The 20,741-nt window shown below is 65.5% G+C and carries 21 protein-coding genes; 11 read left to right on the top strand and 10 right to left on the bottom strand.

What is annotated here, in order from left to right; translation table 11 throughout:
* The first annotated feature begins 204 nt into the window (after positions 1 to 204).
* The 3 genes from BRAD285_RS03645 to BRAD285_RS03655 all read left to right on the top strand — a co-directional run bounded on the left by BRAD285_RS03645 (position 205) and on the right by BRAD285_RS03655 (position 3,440).
* On the top strand, positions 205 to 1,812 hold the full coding sequence (locus tag BRAD285_RS03645; protein ID WP_006613618.1) for an acyl-CoA synthetase: 1,608 nt from the start codon (positions 205 to 207) through the stop codon (positions 1,810 to 1,812).
* Between the two features lie 316 nt (positions 1,813 to 2,128).
* A complete protein-coding gene (locus tag BRAD285_RS03650; RefSeq protein ID WP_006613617.1) occupies positions 2,129 to 2,905 on the top strand; it encodes a DUF2189 domain-containing protein in 777 nt (258 codons plus the stop codon).
* 112 nt (positions 2,906 to 3,017) lie between these two features.
* The gene (locus tag BRAD285_RS03655) at positions 3,018 to 3,440 is read left to right on the top strand and encodes a hypothetical protein (RefSeq protein WP_006613616.1); all 423 of its coding nucleotides are present in this window, start codon (positions 3,018 to 3,020) and stop codon (positions 3,438 to 3,440) included.
* 10 nt (positions 3,441 to 3,450) lie between these two features.
* Here the strand turns inward: BRAD285_RS03655 and BRAD285_RS03660 are convergent, their stop codons facing one another.
* The 3 genes from BRAD285_RS03660 to BRAD285_RS03670 all read right to left on the bottom strand — a co-directional run bounded on the left by BRAD285_RS03660 (position 3,451) and on the right by BRAD285_RS03670 (position 4,781).
* Positions 3,451 to 3,984 (bottom strand): SRPBCC family protein, encoded by a 534-nt coding sequence (locus BRAD285_RS03660; protein WP_006613615.1) that lies wholly within the window; start codon positions 3,982 to 3,984, stop codon positions 3,451 to 3,453.
* Positions 3,977 to 4,291, bottom strand: a complete 315-nt coding sequence (locus BRAD285_RS03665) for a helix-turn-helix transcriptional regulator (RefSeq protein ID WP_006613614.1) — start codon at positions 4,289 to 4,291, stop codon at positions 3,977 to 3,979. Before BRAD285_RS03665 ends, BRAD285_RS03660 begins: the two co-directional genes overlap by 8 nt.
* Positions 4,292 to 4,370: 79 nt before the next feature.
* Positions 4,371 to 4,781 carry a hypothetical protein gene (locus BRAD285_RS03670; protein ID WP_244422304.1) on the bottom strand — a complete coding sequence of 137 codons (411 nt, stop codon included), beginning with the start codon at positions 4,779 to 4,781 and terminating at the stop codon, positions 4,371 to 4,373.
* Between BRAD285_RS03670 and BRAD285_RS03675 the strand changes: the two genes are divergently transcribed.
* Complete coding sequence (locus tag BRAD285_RS03675; RefSeq protein WP_006613612.1) at positions 4,780 to 5,400, top strand: LysE family translocator; 621 nt, start codon at positions 4,780 to 4,782, stop codon at positions 5,398 to 5,400. The two genes, BRAD285_RS03670 and BRAD285_RS03675, sit on opposite strands and share 2 nt — an antisense overlap.
* Positions 5,401 to 5,426: 26 nt before the next feature.
* On the opposite strand, the gene BRAD285_RS03680 is transcribed toward BRAD285_RS03675, so the two are convergent.
* The 3 genes from BRAD285_RS03680 to BRAD285_RS35660 form a co-directional block, all read right to left on the bottom strand.
* Positions 5,427 to 5,909: a Uma2 family endonuclease gene (locus tag BRAD285_RS03680; RefSeq protein WP_006613611.1), complete on the bottom strand. Its 483-nt coding sequence runs from the start codon at positions 5,907 to 5,909 to the stop codon at positions 5,427 to 5,429.
* A gap of 200 nt (positions 5,910 to 6,109) precedes the next feature.
* Positions 6,110 to 6,946, bottom strand: coding sequence for a PhzF family phenazine biosynthesis protein (locus tag BRAD285_RS03685; protein WP_006613610.1), 837 nt, complete (start codon positions 6,944 to 6,946; stop codon positions 6,110 to 6,112).
* Positions 6,947 to 6,971: 25 nt separating this feature from the next.
* Positions 6,972 to 7,115, bottom strand: a complete 144-nt coding sequence (locus tag BRAD285_RS35660) for a hypothetical protein (protein ID WP_006613609.1) — start codon at positions 7,113 to 7,115, stop codon at positions 6,972 to 6,974.
* A gap of 86 nt (positions 7,116 to 7,201) precedes the next feature.
* On the opposite strand from BRAD285_RS35660, the gene BRAD285_RS03690 reads away from it, so the two are divergent.
* Positions 7,202 to 8,611: a PLP-dependent aminotransferase family protein gene (locus BRAD285_RS03690; RefSeq protein WP_006613608.1), complete on the top strand. Its 1,410-nt coding sequence runs from the start codon at positions 7,202 to 7,204 to the stop codon at positions 8,609 to 8,611.
* A gap of 4 nt (positions 8,612 to 8,615) precedes the next feature.
* On the opposite strand, the gene BRAD285_RS03695 is transcribed toward BRAD285_RS03690, so the two are convergent.
* Entirely contained in the window at positions 8,616 to 9,428 is an 813-nt protein-coding gene (locus BRAD285_RS03695; protein ID WP_006613607.1) for an N-formylglutamate amidohydrolase, read from the bottom strand.
* A 181-nt stretch (positions 9,429 to 9,609) separates the two neighbouring features.
* On the opposite strand from BRAD285_RS03695, the gene BRAD285_RS03700 reads away from it, so the two are divergent.
* From BRAD285_RS03700 to BRAD285_RS03720, 5 genes are all read left to right on the top strand, one after another.
* Positions 9,610 to 10,008 (top strand): gamma-glutamylcyclotransferase, encoded by a 399-nt coding sequence (locus tag BRAD285_RS03700; RefSeq protein WP_006613606.1) that lies wholly within the window; start codon positions 9,610 to 9,612, stop codon positions 10,006 to 10,008.
* A 116-nt stretch (positions 10,009 to 10,124) separates the two neighbouring features.
* Entirely contained in the window at positions 10,125 to 12,131 is a 2,007-nt protein-coding gene (gene dnaG / locus BRAD285_RS03705; protein WP_006613605.1) for a DNA primase, read from the top strand.
* Between the two features lie 425 nt (positions 12,132 to 12,556).
* Positions 12,557 to 14,668: an RNA polymerase sigma factor RpoD gene (gene rpoD, locus BRAD285_RS03710; protein WP_006613604.1), complete on the top strand. Its 2,112-nt coding sequence runs from the start codon at positions 12,557 to 12,559 to the stop codon at positions 14,666 to 14,668.
* A 487-nt stretch (positions 14,669 to 15,155) separates the two neighbouring features.
* Entirely contained in the window at positions 15,156 to 17,339 is a 2,184-nt protein-coding gene (locus tag BRAD285_RS03715) for a tetratricopeptide repeat protein (RefSeq protein WP_006613603.1), read from the top strand.
* Positions 17,340 to 17,516: 177 nt separating this feature from the next.
* Positions 17,517 to 17,756, top strand: coding sequence for a hypothetical protein (locus tag BRAD285_RS03720; RefSeq protein WP_006613602.1), 240 nt, complete (start codon positions 17,517 to 17,519; stop codon positions 17,754 to 17,756).
* A gap of 344 nt (positions 17,757 to 18,100) precedes the next feature.
* Here the strand turns inward: BRAD285_RS03720 and BRAD285_RS03725 are convergent, their stop codons facing one another.
* Positions 18,101 to 18,337 carry a hypothetical protein gene (locus tag BRAD285_RS03725; RefSeq protein ID WP_006613601.1) on the bottom strand — a complete coding sequence of 79 codons (237 nt, stop codon included), beginning with the start codon at positions 18,335 to 18,337 and terminating at the stop codon, positions 18,101 to 18,103.
* Positions 18,338 to 18,675: 338 nt separating this feature from the next.
* On the opposite strand from BRAD285_RS03725, the gene BRAD285_RS03730 reads away from it, so the two are divergent.
* Positions 18,676 to 19,050: a thiol-disulfide oxidoreductase DCC family protein gene (locus tag BRAD285_RS03730; protein ID WP_006613600.1), complete on the top strand. Its 375-nt coding sequence runs from the start codon at positions 18,676 to 18,678 to the stop codon at positions 19,048 to 19,050.
* A gap of 253 nt (positions 19,051 to 19,303) precedes the next feature.
* On the opposite strand, the gene BRAD285_RS03735 is transcribed toward BRAD285_RS03730, so the two are convergent.
* Both BRAD285_RS03735 and BRAD285_RS03740 read right to left on the bottom strand, forming a co-directional pair.
* On the bottom strand, positions 19,304 to 19,618 hold the full coding sequence (locus BRAD285_RS03735; protein WP_006612253.1) for a hypothetical protein: 315 nt from the start codon (positions 19,616 to 19,618) through the stop codon (positions 19,304 to 19,306).
* A gap of 152 nt (positions 19,619 to 19,770) precedes the next feature.
* Positions 19,771 to 20,283 (bottom strand): hypothetical protein, encoded by a 513-nt coding sequence (locus tag BRAD285_RS03740; RefSeq protein ID WP_006612254.1) that lies wholly within the window; start codon positions 20,281 to 20,283, stop codon positions 19,771 to 19,773.
* Positions 20,284 to 20,741 lie beyond the last annotated feature (458 nt).

Genomic DNA, 20,741 nt, shown 5'->3' on the forward strand with positions numbered 1-20,741 from the left:
CGTTCTTCACGGGGAGAGGGCTGGGGTGAGGGGCAGCCACACGAGAAGTGTGCGCCGATAGACCTGTACCCCTCACCCGGATTGCATCTTGCGATGCAATCCGACCTCTCCCCGCCCTAGCGAAGCTTCGCTTCGCCCTGGCAGGGAGAGGTAAGAGACCGAGCCGGCGCTCGAACTAACAACCGAGAGGGAAACGCCTCCGCCATGCTTCAGGAAACGTCCGACTACGAGCAGCTGTATCGCGATTTCCGCTGGGAGATCCCGGCGCAATTCAACATCGCCGTCGCGACTTGCGATCGCCATGCCGACGGTTCGGGGCGCCTGGCACTGATCGTCGTCGAGGAGGACGGCGCCGCGCGCCGCGTGTCGTTCGACGAGCTACGAGACTATTCCTGCCGCTTCGCCAATGTGCTGAAGGCCGACGGGCTCGCACAGGGCGATCGCGTCGCGGTGTTCCTGTCGCAATCCCTGGAGCTGCCGATCGTCCATCTCGCCGCGTTCCGCGCCGGCCTCGTCTCGGTGCCGCTGTTCACGCTGTTCGGCGAGGACGCGCTGCAATTCCGGCTGCAGAACTCCGGCGCCAAGGTCGTGGTCACCGACACCACGGGTCTCGCCAAGCTCCAGCGCATTCGCGACCAGCTGCCGGAGCTCAAGACGATCTACGTCATCGACGGCGAGGGCAGCGGCGCCCGGCCGTTCTGGCCGACATTGGAGCGCGCCTCCGCTCAGTTTCCGACCGTCGCCACCTCGAGCGACGATCCCGCCATCATCATCTACACCTCCGGCACGACGGGCAATCCCAAGGGCGCGCTGCACGCACATCGCGTGCTGCTCGGCCATCTGCCGAACGTCGAGATGGTGCACGGCTTCCTGCCGAAGCCCGGCGACGTGATGTGGACGCCGGCCGACTGGGCCTGGATCGGCGGCCTGTTCGATGCGCTGTTTCCGGCCTGGTATCACGCGGTGCCGGTGGTGGGCTATCGCGCGAAAAAGTTCGTGCCGCAGGCGGCGATGCAGCTGATGGCGGACTATCACATCCGCAACGTGTTCCTGCCGCCGACCGCGTTGAAGCTGATGCGACAGGCCAACGTCAGGCACGACGGCGTCAAGCTGCGCAGCATCCTGACCGGCGGCGAGTCGCTCGGCGCCGAGCTGCTCGACTGGGTGCGGGCGACGTTCGGCATCGACGCGCACGAGATCTACGGCCAGACCGAATGCAATCTCGTCGTCGGCAACAACGCAAAGCTGCTTCCGATCCGGCCGGGCTCGATGGGCAAGGCGACGCCGGGCTTCGAGGTCGTGATCGTCAACGACAGAGGCGAGGAGCTGCCGCGCGGCGAGCGGGGCATCATCGGCGTGCGCCAGCCCAATCCCTGCACCATGATCGAATATTGGCGCAATCCGGAGGCGACGGCCAAGAAGTTCGCCGGCGACGTGCTGCTGACGGGGGATCTCGGCACGCAAGATGAGGATGGCTATTTCTGGTACGCGAGTCGCGAGGACGACGTGATCACCTCCGCCGGCTATCGCATCGGCCCGGCCGAGATCGAAGATACGTTGCTCAAGCATCCGGCGGTCGCGCTCGCCGCCGTGGTCGGCATTCCCGATGCCGTGCGCACGGAAGCCGTGAAGGCCTGGATCGTGCTGCGGCCGGGCTTCGTTGCGAATGATACGCTGTCGCGGGAGATCCAGGACTTCGTCAAGGTGAAGCTCGCCGCGCATGAATATCCACGGCATGTGGAGTTCACCGACAGCCTGCCAATGACGGCGACGGGCAAGGTGCTGCGGCGGGAGCTGCGGGCGCGGGGGTAGGCTGTCGCGCCCGACTGGGCACGATGGGGCACCTTCTTACTTCACAGCTCCAATCCTCGCGAAGGAGGCCGTCGGCGGCTGCAGCCAGCACCCTGCCTGGTTACTCCGTCATGCCCGGGCTTGTCCCGGGCATCCACGTCCCTCCGAGAATGCCGAACCACGTGGATGGCCGGGACAAGCCCGGCCATGACGGCGCAGAAAAAGACGAGCACAACACGAGACCGTCCTCAGCTGCCCTGCCTACAAGTTGAAATTGAAATCCCGGCCCTCTCGCTGTTAGCATCCCCCTAACAAAAACATGCAGGAGGGACCGCCGATGACCGCATCCGTTTCGGGACGATCCGATCCCGTGGTGCGCCGCATCACCACGGCCGACATTGCCGAGGCCTTGACGCAAGGCTTGCGGGATTTTCAGGCACAGCCGCTGTTCGGCCTTGCTTTCGGACTGATCTACGTGCTCGGCGGCGTCAGCATCGTGCTGTGCGTGACCGCCTTCGGCATGGTCTATCTCGCCTATCCGCTGGCGGCAGGCTTTGCCCTGATCGGGCCGTTCGTCGCCATCGGCCTCTACGAGGTCAGCCGCCGTCGCGAGCTCGGCCAGCCGATCTCCTATGCCGCGATCTGGCGGACGATCACCTCGCGAGCCGAAATCGCCTGGATGGCGTTCGTCACCGTGTTCTTCTTCGTCATCTGGATGTACCAGATCAGGCTGCTGATCGCGCTGCTGCTCGGGCTCAACGCCTCGTTCTCCAGCTTCAAGGAGTTCATGACGGTGGTTCTCACGACCAACGAGGGCCTGCTGTTTCTCGCGATCGGCAATCTTGACGGCGCCGCGCTGTCGCTGGTGCTGTTCTCCCTCACTGTCGTATCGTTTCCGCTGCTGCTGGATCGTGACGTCGATTTCGTTACGGCCATGATCACCAGCGTGCGCGCGGTCGTGAACAGCCCCGGGCCGATGATCGGCTGGGCCGCCGTCATCACCGTCCTGCTGATCGTCTCGGCCTTGCCTTACTTCCTCGGCCTGCTCGTCACCGTGCCGGTCCTGGGCCATGCGACGTGGCATCTCTACCGGCGGATCGTCGCGCCGACGTAACTGCAGGCTGGGACGAAGGTCGCATGGTCGATGGACACGCCGCCGCGTATGTTTGCTGCAAAGCGCGGCCGGCGGTCAGATGTTCGCCCAGTGACGTCACCGGGGAGGGATGATGCCAGACAACATCGCCTTGTTCGCCACCATCATTCTGCTGCTGCCGATGTTCTATCTGCTGCTGGCCGCACCGGCTTTTCTGCTGGTGCGGCTCGACATCGTGCCGGTCACGCGGCTGCTGCGCGGCATGTTCGAGTCCTATTTCGTGGCGCTCGCGATCGCCGGCGGCATCGGCACGCTGGCCGTGCTCGCGGATGGCCGTCCCTTGCTCGCCCTGGGCATCGGTTCCGTGGCGGGCTTTGCACTGCTGTCGCGCCGCTGGTTTCTGCAGCGGATGGATGCCCGCATCAACGATCGCGACCGCGGCGATGTGACGGCCGTGCGCCGGCTGCGCTTGCTGCATTGGGGCGGCATGCTCAGCAATGCCGTCCAGGTCGGCGGCGTGCTGGCGTGCATTCCGCAGATCGCGGCGGTGTCGTAGGCCGCCGCCGTCACGGCATCCCGATTCCCAATGTCTTCATCGCTGTGAGCATGCGCGTAGGCGGCGCCATTCGGACGGTGAGCGGCTTGCCGGTTTCGAGCAGGCTCTTCAGGCTCGACAGGATGGCCGGCCAGCCCTGGCGGCCGCCGGACAGGATGTCGTCGGACAGCGACCGCTCATGCGCTTCGGTCATGGTGAGCCGCACGGCCTCACCGGCTGGCTCGATCTCATAGGTCACGAGCGTGCGGCCGAGCGCCGCGACGAGACCGGGCCAGTTGACGTCCCAGGTGATCGTCAGCCGCTGCGGCGGCTCGCAGACGATCACCTCGCCGCTGATGTGCTCCGAGCCGTCGGGTGCGCGCACGATGAAGGCGCCGCCGGCGCGCAGATCCGCCTCGACGGCGAAGCCATGGAAATACTGCCGGCTGAACTCAGCCGAGGTCAGCGCCTGCCACACTCTCTCCGGCGTCGCCGCGATGTAGATCGTGTAGACGGTCTCTGGCTTGAACTTGGAGATGTCCACTGCGCGTCCCGGCTCAGTCATCGCTATCCTCCAAACGCGTCTTCAAATCGCCTAGCGCGACCAGCCTGGCCCGCTCGAACTTCCTGATCCAGCGCTCGCCGATCTGATGGATCGGCACTGGATTGAGAAAATGCAGCTTCTCGCGGCCATTCCTTATCGCGATGACCAGATTGGCTGCTTCGAGGATCGCAAGATGCTTGGTCACGGCCTGCCGCGTCATCGCGAGGCCGTCGCAGAGCTCGGTCAAGGTCTGGCCATTCCGCGCATGCAACCGGTCGAGCAGCGCCCGCCGCGATGCGTCCGCCAGCGCCTTGAAGACCTCATCCATGGCGGAGAAATTACGCAACCATAAGGTTGCGTGTCAAGCAGCCGAAGAGCTGGCAGAAACCTTCTGGAGCCTTGCGTCGTCAGCTGTTCAGGGCGGCTAGCCGCACGAGCGTCGCCGAGAGGACGCTGCATCCTTCCGGAAAATACTGCCGAAGCGCGTCCTCCTGCTGGTGCGGATAGCCGAGCAGATTGTTCAGGGATCCAACCATCGCCGCAAGCAGCTGGTCGGAGTTGCAGGCCGGAGAAGGCCATGCCTCGTAGATCGCTCTCACCTCAGAGCGCTCGAGACCGAACAGCGTTTGGAACTCCCATTCCGGAAAGAACGAGCCTTCGACAGCGGCGCGAAGCGCGCGATGCACGATCTCGCGATCCGCTGTCGAGAGAGAAGCTATCGAGATGGACATGGCGGGTGGTGCCGGCTCGGCGTCGGATGGCGTGGAGATGCCCTTCTGGTGTATGACAAGGTGTCCTCCTTCACGAGTCCTCTTCATGTCCCTGCAAGTCTATCTCGCCTTCGTTGCCGCCTGTATCGCGCTGGCACTGCTGCCCGGACCCGTCGTCACGCTGCTGATCGCGAACGGGCTGCGTCATGGAACCCGCGCGGCGCTGATCAATATCGCAGGCGTCCAGACCGGGCTTGCGATCGCGATCGGCATCGTCGCGATGGGCCTGACGACCTTGATGGCCACCATGGGCTATTGGTTCGAATGGGTGCGCCTGATCGGCGCCGCCTATCTGGTGTGGCTCGGCATCCAGCTGATCAGCTCGCCGGTCGAAGGCATCGCGGAAGGCGAGGCGCCGCCACCGCCGCCGCGCGGCGGCTTCTTCCTGCAAGGGTTGCTGGTGCTGCTGTCCAACCCCAAGGTGATGGTGTTCTTCGGCGCCTTCCTGCCGCAGTTCATGGACATGAGCCGGGATCACGTGCCGCAGGTCGCGCTGCTCGGCGTCACCTTCATGGTGGTCGCCGGCCTGACCGACGCCGTCTATGCGCTGCTCGCCGGCCGCGCGCGAAAAATGTTCTCGGCCAGGCGCACCCGCCTGGTCTCGCGCATCTCCGGCGGCTTCATGATCGGCGGCGGCCTGTGGCTGGCGCTGACGCGGGCGCGGTGAGCTGACGTCTCGCTGCGGGCGACTGACTACTCGACCAGGCGCGGTCGCGGCCGGAATTCCAGTCCAGCATAGACATCAAGAAGGCCGATCGCGACGTTCAGCTTCTCCAGCTGAATGGTCGCATCGACCCCCTTCAATACCACGTCGGTCCAGGCGCCATTCGGATCGCGTGAATAGAGATGGAGGTTGGGGCTGTCGGTGTCGACGAACAGAATGTAGTCGAGAGAGGGGAGAGCCTGGTATTCGGCCAGCTTGACCGTCACGTCGAAACCGCCGGTCGTCGGAGACAGCACCTCGACCAGCAGCGCCGGTCGATCCGCCACCAGGGAGTCCTCGTCAGGCTTGCCGCAATCCACGCCAAGATCGGGGATGCGACGGGTCGATGGTGAGGTGACCACGTAGATATCGCCGGTGAAGGTCTGGCACGGACCCCCTCTGGTCTGGGCGTGCAGCGCCGCGGTCAGGTTGACGACGATCGCGTCGTGTCGCCGGCCTGCGCTGGCCATCATGACGACCTCGCCGTCGACAAGCTCGTAGCGCTCATCCTACGCTGTCACCCACGAAAAGAACTGTTCGGGCGTCACCGCCGCCGGGTCGATCTTGATGCTCATGCGAGAGCGCCTGTTCGGCTGAACTATAGGCGAGCCGGTCGGCATGTGAAAGCATCGCCCCGGCCTGGATCCGAGCTCCCGTCGACGCTATCCGTGGCCTACACGCTGATCGTGCCCTTCACCACCGGAGCGACGTCGCCGCCGACCCAGATCGTCTCGCCGTCCTGCGCGACGTGCACCCGGCCGGCGCGGCCGAGCACCGTGCCCTGCGACGCGACATATTGCTTCGGAGCAATTCCGGCGCCGATCAGCCATTGCGCCAGACTTGCATTGAGGCTGCCCGTGACAGGGTCCTCGACCCCGCTCCAGGTGAAGGCGCGGACTTCGTACTGCGCGTCGTCCCCGTCCTTCGCAGGGTCCCATGGCGCGACGACGCCGACCGGTTGTTGTGAGAGGGCGAGCACGTTGAACTTGATGTTCAGCAGATCCTGGCGCGAGTCCAGTAGCACGCCGATCCAACCCGGACCGTTGTCGATCCACTCGACGGCGCGCATCGAGCTCGGCTGAAGACCGAGCGCGGCCGCGATCCGGCTCGTGAGCTCCGCATCGACGTGGCCGGAGCGGCGCAGCGGCGGCGCCGCGAAAGCGAGTCGATCGCTGTCGCGCTTGATGCGCACGAGACCCGCACCGCATTCCTGCACGACGTATTCGCCTTTCGGCCGGCCACCGAGCGCGAGCCAGACATGCGCGGAGCCGAGCGTCGGATGGCCAGCAAAAGGCAGCTCGCGCTGTGGCGTGAAGATGCGCACGCGATAATCAGCGCCTGGATTCTGGGCGCGCGACAGAAAGGTCGTCTCGGACAGATTGGTCCAGTTGGCGATCGCCTGCATCGCCGCATCGTCGAGGCCGTCGGCCTCGGCGATCACGGCAAGCGGATTGCCCTTGAACGGGACTGCGGAGAACACGTCGACTTGGTGGAACGGATGCGTCGGCATTGCGGTGTCCTCCTGGAGGTCGTCGTCAGTCGCGCCAGAACGGCTTGTTGGCTTCGTCGTGAACGACGGTCGGATCGAGTCCGCAGTCGCGCATCTGCTCGGCGTCGAGCATCGCGAGCTCGGAGCGCCAGAACAGACGCTGCAGCCACAGCTGGGGGACCTGGAGCAAATTGCTCTTTCCGTGAGCAACTTGCGGAGTTGCCCAACGCTGCGCCAGGGAATATGCCATGAGTCACCTATTGGTCTTCGATTGCGTTGTTCGAAGAGCAATCGCGCAGTACATATCTCGGTGCAATCGAAACATTGCTCTCGGTGCAATATAGCATGAATGCTTCGTATACGACCCTGGTGGACGACATCGCCGAGGAGATCGCGCAGGGCCGGCTGAAGGCCGGCGACCGGCTGCCGCCGCAGCGCCAGTTCGCCTATGAGCGGGGAATTGCCGCATCCACAGCAGCCCGCGTCTATGCCGAATTATTGCGCAGGGGTCTCGTGGTGGGTGAAGTCGGCCGCGGCACCTTCGTCGCCGGCGAGCCTGTACCGGTCCCGCCGTCGTTGCGGCTCGAGGCGTTCGACGGCCGCATCGATCTCGAGTTCAATTTCCCGACACTGCCCGATCAGGCGGCACTGATCGCGAAATCGCTGGCCGTCTGGCAGCGGCCGGAGAAGCTCGCGCCGGTGCTGGCGCCGATCACCCAGCGCCGGCTGGTCGAGGCCGGGCGGACCGCCGCGACGTTTTTTGCCGGGGAGCGCTGGCGTCCGCGCGCGGAAAACTTCGTGTTTGCCGGCAGCGGGCGGCAGTCGCTGGCGGCGGCCATCTCGGCGCTGGTGCCGGTCGGCGGCCGGCTCGGCGTCGAGGCCGTGACCTACCCGATGATCAAGGGCATCGCGGCCCGGCTCGGCGTCACCCTGGTGCCGCTGGCCATGGACGCCGAGGGCGTGCGCCCGGACGCGCTGACCAAGGCGCACCGCACCAGCGCGCTCAATGCAATTTACATCCAGCCGGTCATGCAGAATCCGCTGGGACTGACGATGAGCGAAGCGCGGCGGGAAGAGATCGTGCGGCTCGTGCGCAAGCACGATCTGATGATCATCGAGGATCTCGTCTACGGCTTCCTCAGCGACCAGGTGTCCCTGGCGGCGCAGGCCGAGGAGCGTGTCATCGTGGTCGACAGCCTGGCCAAGCGTCTCGCGCCGGGCATCGCCGTCGGCTTCCTCTACGTCCCGTCGCATCTGCGCGAGAAATTCGCTGCAACCGTGCGCACCGGCGCATGGTCGGTGACCTCGCTCGCCCTGGCCGCCGGCATGGGCCTGCTCGTCGATGGTACCGCGGCCGAGATCACCAAGCGCAAGCGCGCCGATGCATTGGTGCGGCAGGCGATCGTGGCCGAGTGCCTCGCGGGCCATCGCATCGACGCCGATCCGCGCTCCTACCACGTCTGGCTGCATCTGCCGGAAGGCTGGCGTGCTGAGGCGCTGACGGCGGCGGCCGCGCGCGCGGGCATCGCGATCACGCCCGCGAGCGCGTTCGCGGTGGCGCATGGCCACTCGCCGAATGCTGTCAGGCTGGCGCTGGGGCTGCCGAGCCACGACGATCTCAGGACCGCGCTGTGGCGTCTCGCCGGCCTGCTGTCGCACCACGACGCCTCCGACATGACGGAGTAAGGGGCTACGCGAGCCCCTTGCTGCGCAGCTCGACCTCGATCTCGCCGATGATGCGGATCAGCCGCTCGGCCCAGAGCTGCTGACCCTCGGGCTCGGCGATCTCGTTCTGTCGGATCTCGATGCCCGATGTGATCAGGCCGCGGTCTTCGCCGTGCACGGGGATCGTGTAGTCGGTGCCATTGCCGACCGCATAGGGCTGGTTGTCGCCGACGACCAGATCAGGCTCGGCGCGCAGCGCCTTCAGCAGCAGCGGCGGCAGAATTTTGTCATGCTGATACAGCGTGCCGATGTGCCAGGGCCGGGCGATCCCCGCATAAACAGGCGTGAAGCTGTGCAGCGACACGAGAATGGTCGGCCGTCCCGCCGCCTTGCGCGCATCGAGCACTGCGGTGATGCGGTCGTGATAGGGATCGAAGATCGCGCGGCGACGCAGCTCGGCGTCCTCATGCGTGAGACCTTCGTTGCCGGGTATGGTGGTGCGCTCGCTGATCATCGGGATCGAGTTCGGTGCGCCCGGCGAGCGGTTGCAGTCGATCACGAGCCGCGAATAGCGCTGCGCCACCAGATGCGCCTCGAGTGCGCGCGACACCTGCTCGGCCACGCCGGCGATGCCGATGTCCCAGGCGATGTGCCGCTCCAATTCGCTTTCGGGCAAGCCGAGATCGCCGAGTGCGCGCGGCAGCAGCCGGCCGTAATGATCGCAGGTGAAGACGAAGGCCGAAGCGCCGTCCGCGTTCTGCTCGATCACGGGGGAGGGCTCGTCGGACAGCAGCAGATGGCGCGGTTCAGTGCCAGGAATGATCGGGGTCTGGTTCATTTTGCCTCTGGGAAGCGGCTGTCCCGCGAGCCGGCCCTCGCGCGTCAGCCGCAAATCAATTGATCACCCGACGATGCCGATTGCGGCCGAGGACGCAACCCAGAACTGCGCGAGTGCGGTCCATCCCTGTTGATCTCCGCTGGCGGTCGCATCGCGCGGCGAAGTCGGCTAGAGACGGGCCATGACCTGCGATCTGCTCTTCGTCTACGGCACCTTGATGCGCGGCTTCGACCATCCGATGGCGCGGCTGCTGTCGGCCAATGCCGATTTCGTCAGCGAAGCCAGCTGCCGCGGCCGGCTGTACCGCATCCAGCATTATCCGGGTCTCGTGCTCTCGGACGATGCGGCTGATATGGTCCATGGCGAGCTGTTCCGGCTGCATCAGCCCGATCCGATGCTGCGCGAATTCGACATGTACGAGGCCTGCGGCGAGGGTTTTCAGCAGCCGACCGAATATCTGCGCCAGCACCTCGGCGTGACGCTGGCCGACGGTACGGCCCGCGAGGCCTGGACTTATGTCTACAACTGGCCCGTCGACGAGACCGCCCGCATCGCCTCGGGCCGCTTCCTGGCGCCGTAACGGCGCCTTCACTGCGTGCGGCCTGTGAATAGCCCTGATAAAGCCGAGGAAGTTCACATTTCGTACACGGCTGCCTATATGCGTAAGTCCACCCCCACAGGACCACCTCGCCGCCCATGGCCCGCTTCACGCCCGAATTCCTCGACGAGCTGCGCGCCCGGCTTCCGGTGTCGGATGTCGTCGGCAAGCGCGTGAAGCTCAAGAAGGCCGGGCGGGAGTGGAAGGGGCTGTCGCCGTTCCAGCAGGAAAAGACGCCGTCCTTCTACGTCAACGACCAGAAGGGTTTTTATCACGACTTCTCCTCCGGCAAGCACGGCAACATCTTCGACTTCGTGATGGAGACCGAGGGCTGCTCGTTCCCAGAAGCCGTCGAGCGGCTGGCGGGGATTGCCGGCCTGGCGCTGCCGGTGGCGACGCCGGATGCGGCGCGTCAAGAGCGGCAGCGCAAGACGCTGTATGACGTGATGGAGCTGGCGGCGAAATTCTTCGCCGACACGCTGGCCTCGCGCCACGGCGCAAGAGCGCGCGGCTATCTCGCCGATCGCGCGATCCTGCCGCAGACGCAAGTTCAGTTCCGGCTCGGCTACGCGCCGCCGGACCGCTTCGCGTTGAAGGAATATCTCGGCGCCCAGGGCGTGCCGGTGAACGACATGGTCGAAGCCGGTTTGCTGGTCGGCGGCGAGGACATTCCGGTGCCCTACGATCGCTTCCGCGACCGCGTGATGTTCCCGATTACCGATCTCCGCAACCGGGTCATCGCCTTTGGCGGCCGCGCGATGCAGAAGGACGTGCCGGCGAAATATCTGAACTCGCCGGAGACACCGCTCTTCCACAAGGGCGACAACCTCTACAACCTCGCGAGCGCCCGCCAGGCCGCCCACAACGGCGCGCCGATGATCGTGGTCGAGGGCTATGTCGACGTCATCGCGCTGGTGGCGGCGGGCTTTGCCGGCGCCGTGGCGCCGCTCGGCACGGCGCTGACCGAGAGCCAGCTCGCGCTGATCTGGAAGATGGTCGACGAGCCGATCCTGTGCTTCGATGGCGACCGTGCCGGCCAGAAGGCGGCCTATCGGGCCGCGGACATCGCTTTGCCGCACCTCAAGCCGGGCAAGAGCCTGCGCTTCGCGCTGCTGCCTGAGGGCCAGGACCCGGACGATCTCGTCCGCTCCGGCGGCCGCGGCGCGGTCGAGGAGGTGCTCAAGGTCGCCAAGCCCCTCGCCGAGGTGATCTGGTCGCGCGAGATCGAGGGCGGCAGCTTCACCACCCCGGAACGCCGCGCGGCGCTGGAGGCGCGGATCGGCCAGCTCACCGGCGGCATCGCCGACGAGGTGGTGCGCCGATACTATAAGCAGGACCTCAGCGACCGGCTGTACCGGGCCTTCGCCCCCGACGGCGGGAGAGGCTTCGGCCGCGGCTTCAGTGCCGAATCAGGACGCCGGTTTGCCCCGCGCGGTCCCGGTTCCGGACAGCAGGGGCGGTTATCCACAGGGGGCGGCCGCCGTGGGGGCGCGCCATCCACAGGCCCGGCGATGGCCCGCGGCCCCTACATGGCGGCGAGCCCGCAGCTCGCCATGAGCCCGATCATGCGCGGCCAGCGCTCGGCGATCTCCCGCCGCGAGGCGCTGATCCTGCAGTGCCTGATCAACCACCCCTGGATCCTGCACGACCACCTCGAGGAGGTCGCGGCATTGGAACTCGCCCATCCCGAGGCCCACAAGCTGCGCGCCGCCATCATTGCCGCCTTCGCCAACGACCACCACCATTCGCCGGATCCGGACGAACAGGCCGAGAAGATGCGCAGCGACCTGGAGAAGGGAGGCTTTTCCGAGCTTCTTCAACGGGTTGAGCGGGCGATCACGACCGCCGCGGTGTGGGCCGCCAAGCCCGGCGCCGCCCGCGATGACGTTCTTGCGACCTGGCACCAGCTCGTTGCCTTGCATCGGCAATGGCACTCATTATTTAGGGAATTGAAGGATGCCGAGCTTGCTTTGGGCGAGGAGCCGAGCGAGCCGAACATGGGCTGGTTGAGGGACGTGAAGGCCAGGATGGCCGAGATGGACGGCACCGAAGCGCTGATCGAAGGCTTCGGTGAACTGTCCGGGCGTACCAATCGCAACGTGTGAAAATCGGGCCCGGCGCCCTGTCATGGACGAGCACATTTCGGTCCGGTCCCCCCGAGCGGGATCAGGTCCGCGCGAAAAGACTCGCCAAATCCATGGTTTGGCTGCAAAAACAGGGTTAATCGAAGTTTAAGAGGTCCGGGGCATTTTCTGCAAGTGATGGGTTGGTTTCGCTGTCGGATACCACGCCGGTAATTGGGCGCCGGATTCGATTGCAAAACCGGTATCGCTTTTGCAAGAAACGCGCGCCGGTCCAAAACGGGACGACACCAGCGTAGGACGACACGAGCGAAAGACCTTTGGGGGTGGCGACGTGAGATGTGCGCCGCCCTTTCCGCGTCGAGAACAGTTTGAGTAGAGCAGGCGGGCGCCGCCATGCCAAGGGCGAAGATGCCACGGGCGAAGCGGGCGCGTTTCGGGAGCAATGAATGGCCACGAAGGCAAAGACGCTGCAGGTGAAGGACAAGGAAAAGGACGACAAGGCCGCCGACGCTCCCGAAAAGGACGCCGCCGACGCCCCTTCGCCGTTGCTCGACCTGTCGGACGCCGCCGTCAAGAAGATGATCAAGCAGGCCAAGAAGCGCGGCTTCGTGACCTTTGATCAGCTCAACGAAGTGCTGCCTTCCGACACCACCTCGCCGGAACAGATCGAAGACATCATGTCGATGCTGTCCGACATGGGCATCAACGTGACCGAGGCCGAGGAGGCCGACGAGTCCGAGGAGAAGGACGACGGCGAGGACGAGACCGACAACGAGCTCGTCGAGATCACGCAGAAGGCCGTCACCGAGGTCAAGAAGTCGGAGCCCGGCGAGCGCACCGACGATCCCGTGCGCATGTATCTGCGCGAGATGGGCACCGTCGAATTGCTCTCGCGCGAGGGCGAAATCGCGATCGCCAAGCGCATCGAGGCCGGCCGCGAGGCGATGATCGCGGGCCTCTGCGAAAGCCCGCTGACCTTCCAGGCCATCATCATCTGGCGCGACGAGCTCAACGAAGGCAAGATCTTCCTTCGCGACATCATCGATCTCGAAGCCACCTATGCCGGCCCGGAAGCCAAGGGCGGCATGAACCCGCAGATCGCTGGGCCCGCCGCCAATGGTGAGGGCGCTCCGGCCGAGGGCGGCGAGATTCAGGCCGCAGTCGCGCCGCCGGCGGCCCCGCAGCAGGCGACGCCGTTCCGTGCCGCGCCGAACGGCGCGCCCGCCGAGGAGAAGGATCCCGGCGAGGCCGCGGCCGAAGCCGACATGGACGACGACGAGTTCGAGAACCAGATGTCGCTCGCCGCCATCGAGGCCGAGCTGAAGCCGAAGGTGGTCGAGACCTTCGATAAGATCGCGTCCGAGTACAAGAAGCTGCGCCGCCTGCAGGAGCAGGACATCGCCAACCAGCTGCAGAGCGAGTCGCTGTCGCCGTCGCAGGAGCGCAAGTACAAGAAGCTCAAGGACGAGATCATCGTCGAGGTGAAGTCGCTGCGCCTCAACCAGGCGCGTATCGATTCACTCGTCGAGCAGCTCTACGACATCAACAAGAAGCTGGTCTCGTTCGAGAGCCGGCTGATGCGGCTCGCCGACTCCCACGGCGTCGCGCGCGAGGACTTCCTGCGCAACTACCAGGGCTCGGAGCTCGATCCGCGCTGGCTGAACCGCGTCTCCAAGCTGTCGGCCAAGGGCTGGAAGAACTTCGTCCATTACGAGAAGGACCGCATCAAGGATCTGCGCCAGGAGGTGCAGTCGTTGGCCGCGCTCACGGGTCTCGAGATCGGCGAATTCCGCAAGATCGTGCACTCCGTGCAGAAGGGCGAGCGCGAGGCCCGTCAGGCCAAGAAGGAGATGGTGGAAGCCAACCTCCGTCTCGTAATCTCGATCGCCAAGAAGTACACCAACCGCGGCCTGCAGTTCCTCGACCTGATCCAGGAGGGCAACATCGGCCTGATGAAGGCGGTCGACAAGTTCGAGTACCGCCGCGGCTACAAGTTCTCGACCTACGCCACCTGGTGGATCCGGCAGGCGATCACCCGCTCGATCGCCGACCAAGCCCGCACCATCCGCATCCCCGTGCACATGATCGAGACGATCAACAAGATCGTCCGCACCTCTCGCCAGATGCTGAACGAGATCGGCCGCGAGCCGACACCGGAGGAGCTCGCCGAAAAGCTCGGCATGCCCTTGGAGAAGGTGCGCAAGGTCCTCAAGATCGCCAAGGAGCCGCTGTCGCTCGAAACCCCCGTGGGTGACGAGGAGGATTCTCACCTCGGCGACTTCATCGAGGACAAGAACGCGATCCTGCCGATCGACGCCGCGATCCAATCGAACCTGCGCGAGACCACCACCCGCGTGCTCGCCTCGCTGACCCCGCGCGAAGAACGCGTGCTCCGCATGCGCTTCGGCATCGGCATGAACACCGACCACACGCTGGAAGAAGTCGGCCAGCAGTTCTCGGTGACGCGCGAACGTATTCGCCAGATCGAGGCGAAGGCGTTGCGCAAGCTGAAGCACCCGTCGCGGTCGCGGAAGCTGCGGTCGTTCCTCGACAACTAATCACTGCATTAGTGGTCATTGCCGGGCTTGACCCGGCAATCCATCAGACCAGGACGGCGGGCCGAAAGGTCCGCCGCTTTTGTTTGAGGCTCAAGGCTCCGCGAGCTTTGCAAACCCTGGCGGCGCCCCTGATGCGGATGCGTAGGGTGGGCAAAGGCGCGTGCACGGTGTCGAGATTGGCGACGGTGTCGCGCGCCGTGCCCACCGCGCTTCGAGGCAGGCGGCTAATGGTGGGCACGCACCGCCTTCGGCGTCGCTTTGCCCACCCTACGCACTGAGTTTATCCTCCGACGGCTATGGACGAGACTGCGCTGCGCAACGGCAAATGACGGCATTCCTGCAGCAATGCCCGCAGCAACATGGTTAATGACTTGTTTACGCTTCTCAACCAAGGTTCGGCGGGCGACCGAATGACGCTCGCGTTCCGGCACTCTGCCCCCTCGTGACAGAACATGACGATGGCGGCTGATCCCTGGAAGTCGTCAGCATGCAGCCAGCCTTGCGGAAGGGCGACGAGATCGCCGACCTGTTCGCCCGGGCCAGTGCGTTTCACCGGGCTGGCGATCTGGAGAAGGCGCAGGCCGGCTACAAGAAGATCCTGAAGAAGCGGCCGAACCATTTCGGCGCTCTGTATCAACTTGGATTGGCCGAACACCAGAGCAGCAATTCAGAAGCGGCTGAGCGCCTTCTGAAGCGGGCGCTGCTGGTCGACCCGCAAAACGTTGCGGCAAGATATGCACGCGCGGTCGTCCTGTCCGCGCTGCAGCGGGACGGCGAAGCCTTGACCTGCTTCGACGATCTGCTGGCCTTGAAGCCGGATTTCTTCGATGCGCATCTGGAGCGTGGCAAGCTGTTGTCGCGGCTCCAGCGCTTTGCGGACGCGATCTCAAGCTACGACACCGCCCTCCAGCTCAATCGGCAGCGGCTGGACCTGCTGATGAACAAGGGCGAGGCGCTGCACTATCTCGGCCGGTTCGTCGACGCGATCGCGTGCTATGATCAGCTTCTCGCGGCGCATCCCACGCATGTTGCCGCCTTGATCAATCGGGGCTGCGCGTTCAAGGATCTGCGTCGCGCCGATGAGGCGATCGCCGAATTCAACCGCGCGCTGGCGCTGGCGCCCGACGACACCACGGCGCTGATCAATCGCGGCGAGACGTTCCTCACGCTCAAGCGCAACGACGAGGCGCTCGCTGATTTCGACCGGGTGATCGCGCTCGATCCGCGGTTTACCCTGGGCTGGCTCGGCCGCGCCAACGTGCTGATGTTGAACAAGCAGGTGAGCGAGGCGCTGGAGGCCTGCCAGCGCGCGCTTGCGATCGAGCCGAACTCCGCGAAGGCGCTCAGCCAGATCGGTCAATGCCATGCGTTGCTCGGCGATGCGCAGGCCGCTGTCGCATTCTTCGATCGCGTGCTTGCGATCGATCCATCCGACGAGATCGCGCTGGCCAACCGGATCTTCTCGTTGGACTTCTGCGAGGTCGGCTATGCGCAGCACCAGGCGGCCCGATCGGAGTGGTGGCGCCGGATCGGATCCAGGATCGCCGAGGCGCATCCGCCCGACCATGCCAACGTTCTCGACCCTCACCGGCGGCTGGTCGTGGGCTATGTGTCGGGCGATTTCCGGGAGCATTCCGCCGCCCGCACCTTCCGGCCGGTGCTGCAGAACCACGACAAATCGCAGGTCGAGGTGATCTGTTATTCGAACTCGCCGGTCCAGGACGAGATCACGGCCTCGCTCAAGCAGGCTGCCGATCGCTGGCGCGACGTGATGCAATGGTCCGACGATCAGCTCACGGAGTGCATCCGGGCCGACCAGGTGGACATTCTCGTCGACCTGTCCGGACACTCGCGCGGCAACCGTCTCGGCACCTTCGCGCGCAAGCCGGCCCCCGTCCAGGTCACCGCGTGGGGCCATGCGACCGGCACCGGCCTGACAACGATGGATTATCTGTTCGGTGATCCCGTGATGGCGCCGCCGGAGGTGCGTCATCTGTTTGCCGAGCAAGTCCATGATCTACCCTGCATGATGATCATCGAGCCGCCGCCTGAGGGGCTACGCAGCCTCGAGGCGCCCGTGATCTCCAATGGCCATGTGACCTACGGCGCGTTCACCCGGGCGAACCGATTGTCCAGCGCCGTCATCGACGTCTGGGCCCGCATCCTGCGCGCCGACGTCACCTCTCGATTGCTGGTGAAGGATTATCTGCTCAGCGATATCGCGATCCAGGCCAAGTTGCTGGCCGAGTTCGCTGCGCGCGGCATCGCGGCCGATCGCATCGACCTGATCGGGCCGACCTCCCGCGACGAGCACCTGGCCGCCCACCGGCTCATCGACATCTGGCTCGATCCGTTTCCGAATGGCGGCGGCGTTTCGGCCTGGGAAGCCCTGCACATGGGCGTGCCGGTCATCTCGAAGCTCGGCAGCGGAATGTGCAGCCGGGCCGGCGCCGCGATCCTGACCGCGATCGGCATGGCCGACTGGGTCGCCACGACTGATGATGACTATGTCGACATCGCGTTGCGCTCGACGGCGGATCAACTCAGGACGATCCGCCGCCAGCTTCCCGACCTCATCGCCGCCCGCTGTGCTCCGCCCATCTACACAAGGGCCGTCGAAGCGGCCTATCGCACGATGTGGCAGACCTATTGCCGCGGTCGGCAGAGTTGACTTGGGTGACGGCGGGCCAGTGACCGTCGTGGACTGCGCCTCTTAAGGATAATGTCAGTGAAGCCGCTTGGATGAGCGAAGCGATGTCCGAGTTCTCCGAAGTCTCCGCGAGTGCTCGGGCGGGCTACAAACCTTCCATCATTGCAATATGATTCCGATACGCAAAGAAGCAGGTCTATGTCCTCAACCCTGTTTGCGACTATGCGACTGCTCGAGAAACGCGGTGTCCATTTCTTCATCGAACGAACGCGACCTGATACGGTCCGGCTATCCGTGACCTTGGTCGGCGAGCGGCTGGAAATCGACGTCTTCGAAGACGGCCATCTCGAGTTCAGCCGCTTCCGTGGCGACGAGAGCGTCCAAAGTGGCTACGAAGAGCTGATGCGACTTCTGCAGTCTCAGACGAGCGACGGCTAAGAGCTTGCTGTATCCAGCCGCGCAGCCTGCGTGCTTTGCTAACCCTACAGACTGTCAGCAGTTCAGAGCGGACGCTGCTCGATACAGCGCCCTCGCCCCTTGTGGGAGAGGGCATGTACGGCAGATCCTCGTACGCGGTTGGGTGAGGGGTCTCTCCGCGAGCGCAAGAAGACAGCCGCGTGGTGGCGCTTCCGTAGGGTGGGCAAAGGCGCTCGCACGGTGGCGAGGCTGGCGCCAGTGTCGCGCGCCGTGCCCACCGAGCTTCGCGGCGGGCTGCTGATGGTGGGCACGCGCTGCGCGCTTTGCCCACCCTACGGCAGCCGGGTCCAGGGCGGCGGCGGCCGCTACTTCTTCTTCGCGCCAACCCGCTCCAGCGACTTGATCGCCAGGGGCGGCCGGCCGGATTTCTCGGCGATGTCGCGGTCCTGCTCCATGATGAAGCCGCGCGCGGGCTCGTCGCCGTCGAGGCCGCCGAGCAGCTCGGCCGGGACGCGGCGGTTTGAGCGCTGCGAGCCGTCCTCATAGGTGACGTTGAAGAAGGCGAATTCGCCTTTGGGATTGGAGCCGGGTTTCTTTGCCATGGGGGGCTTTTCCAGGATCAGGAGCGCGGCGTCAACGAGGCCATGCGCCGGTCTGCTCATCGATTTTGCTGAAGAGAATGGTTAAGGGCTCAAGCCGGGCAGGGCAGCGATGGCACCGATGCCTCGCGTCTTCCGCTCGGGGGCGAGCGCATCGCGCGGGGCGCGCGGTGCGTGCCCGCTGAGACCAGCCTGATATGGGGATCGTGCGGCGGTTTTCCTACCCTTTTGCCTAGCCTGCGGCCACATTCGGGCTCCTCGATTTTGCCGGATCGGCATGCCCCCATGCGCCCGATTCCATGTCAGCCTGATGAAAGCCGCCTTCCGGGACGCCGATGTCGATGCCGCAACTCACCATCTGGTACAACACGCGCTGCCCGGTCTGCGACGCCGGCATCGACTGGCAGCGCAACAAGCTCTTGGCGCTGGTGAAGTCGGGCCGCGTCGCGTTCAAGGACATCAACGAGGAGCCGCAGGCGCTGGCCGCGTTCGGTGCCGACGTCGACGACGTCCGCCGCCGCCTGCATGCGACCGACGAGGATGGCCAGCTGATCACCGGCGCCGACGTCGCGCTGCTGCTGTGGAAGCTGACGCCGGGCGAGGGCTGGATTGCGACGCTGCTCGGCAACCGCCTGGTGCGTCCGCTGACGCGCTTCGGCTACGACCGGTTTGCGGATGGGCTGTTCGCCTGGAACAAGTGGAAGGGGCATTGGTGAGGCGCGCTCATTGAGCCAGGGCTCTCGCCACGAGACCGGTGTGCTCCCCTCCCCCTTGCGGGGAGGGGTCGGGGGTGGGGGGTCCACGAGTCCCGCTTACGCTGCCGAGCACTGATTCTCGCTGAGCATCTCGCGTGAGTGGACCTTTATCGTCTACTGCGCCTCACTAAGTTCAGCGCCCGGAGACCCCCACCCCCAACCCCTCCCCGCAAGGGGGAGGGGAGCGCACCGAGCGGGGAGCAGCACCTCGGCTCTAACGCCCGCGCACCTTCACCCGCGCATGCACCCGCGTGCCGCCGCGCGGACCATCCTCATCGTCGCTGCGGCCGAGCGCCATGATCGCGGTGCCCATCGCGGTCGAGCCGAAGGTGACGAAGAACGAGCCGAGCAGCAGCCCGATGGCGACGCCCGGCGAATGGTCGGCGAAGATCAGGTGGCGCAGGCCCCAGGGATCGAGCACCAGCAGGCCGCCGACCAGAACCAGGGCCATCACGAGCCCGAGCGCCAGGTTGATCGCGAGCAGGCGGAACAGAGGCGATTGCAGCAGTCGGCGCTGGTGGGGCGGCATCGGCGATCTCCGTTGGGATCGTGTACGACAGCGGAATCGTAGCATCGATCACGCCCCGCTCAAGGCCGGAGCCGCCCGGGAGAGGCATGGCTGAGCCGACCTGACCGTGGTTCGTTTTGGCACAGGCGCGCAGATCGCCGCGTCGCGCAGCTTCAGGCCGCCTCGCCCTCGGCGACGCCGTGCTGCTTGGCGATCACGCCCTGCCAGACGCTGGCGATCGCGCGCTGCGTCTCCGGTGCGATCAGGCAGTGGCCCTCATGGTCGAAGCCGCAGAAGCGCGCCGACGGATCCTTGCGGGTCTCGATCAGCGCCTTGTTGATCATCTCCAGCGACGCCATCACCTGGCCGATGTTCTGCAGCCGCGTGTGATGCAGGATGTCGATCAGCCGATAGATCATCACCGGCGGCTGCCCCAGCGCGATGCCGGGGCGGCCGAACTCGAAGAACACGTTCATCGCCGGCAGCACGCCCTGGATCTGCGCCAGGATCTTCGTGGCATCGTCATTGGTGCAGGCGACGAGATGCGCGCCCTGCACCGGCAGGCTCGGCGCCGGCGGCGTCTCCGGGCCGAGCCCGAGGCCGGCCAGCACCTGATGCTCGATCCAGCGCCGCACCTCCGGTGGCGCCGAACGGATCTGGTCGGCAGTCAGCGTAATCCCGATCATGGCGTCGTCTCCTTTTGCGCGGGAGATTAGGAAGTGAGCATGGCGTGGTATTGACGAGGATCAAGGGGGGCCTATCCCTTCTGCCTCAGCAACATCGCTGCCAAATACAGTGCCCTCGCCCCCAAGGCGAAGCGAAGCTTCGCCAAGGTGGGAGAGGGCATGTGCGGCCTGTCCGAGCATGCGGTTAGGTGAGGGGTCTCTCTCCGCGAGCGACACTTGCGGAGAGAGACCCCTCACCCAACCGAGCTTGCTGCGCTGTCCTACATGCCCTCTCCCACCTTGGCGAAGCTTCGCTTCGCCTTGGGGGCGAGGGCGCATTAACACCCGGCTCGCCCGCGGCGCGATTGCTGGAGCGATGCCCGGCATGACGAGATGATTGAGCGTCTGGGCCATTTCTGCAAATGCGCCGATCGCCACATCCTCCGCCCCTATTTTGACGCCGCGCTTTCCGCCATGGC

Source organism: Bradyrhizobium sp. ORS 285, assembly GCF_900176205.1.
Classification (GTDB): domain Bacteria; phylum Pseudomonadota; class Alphaproteobacteria; order Rhizobiales; family Xanthobacteraceae; genus Bradyrhizobium.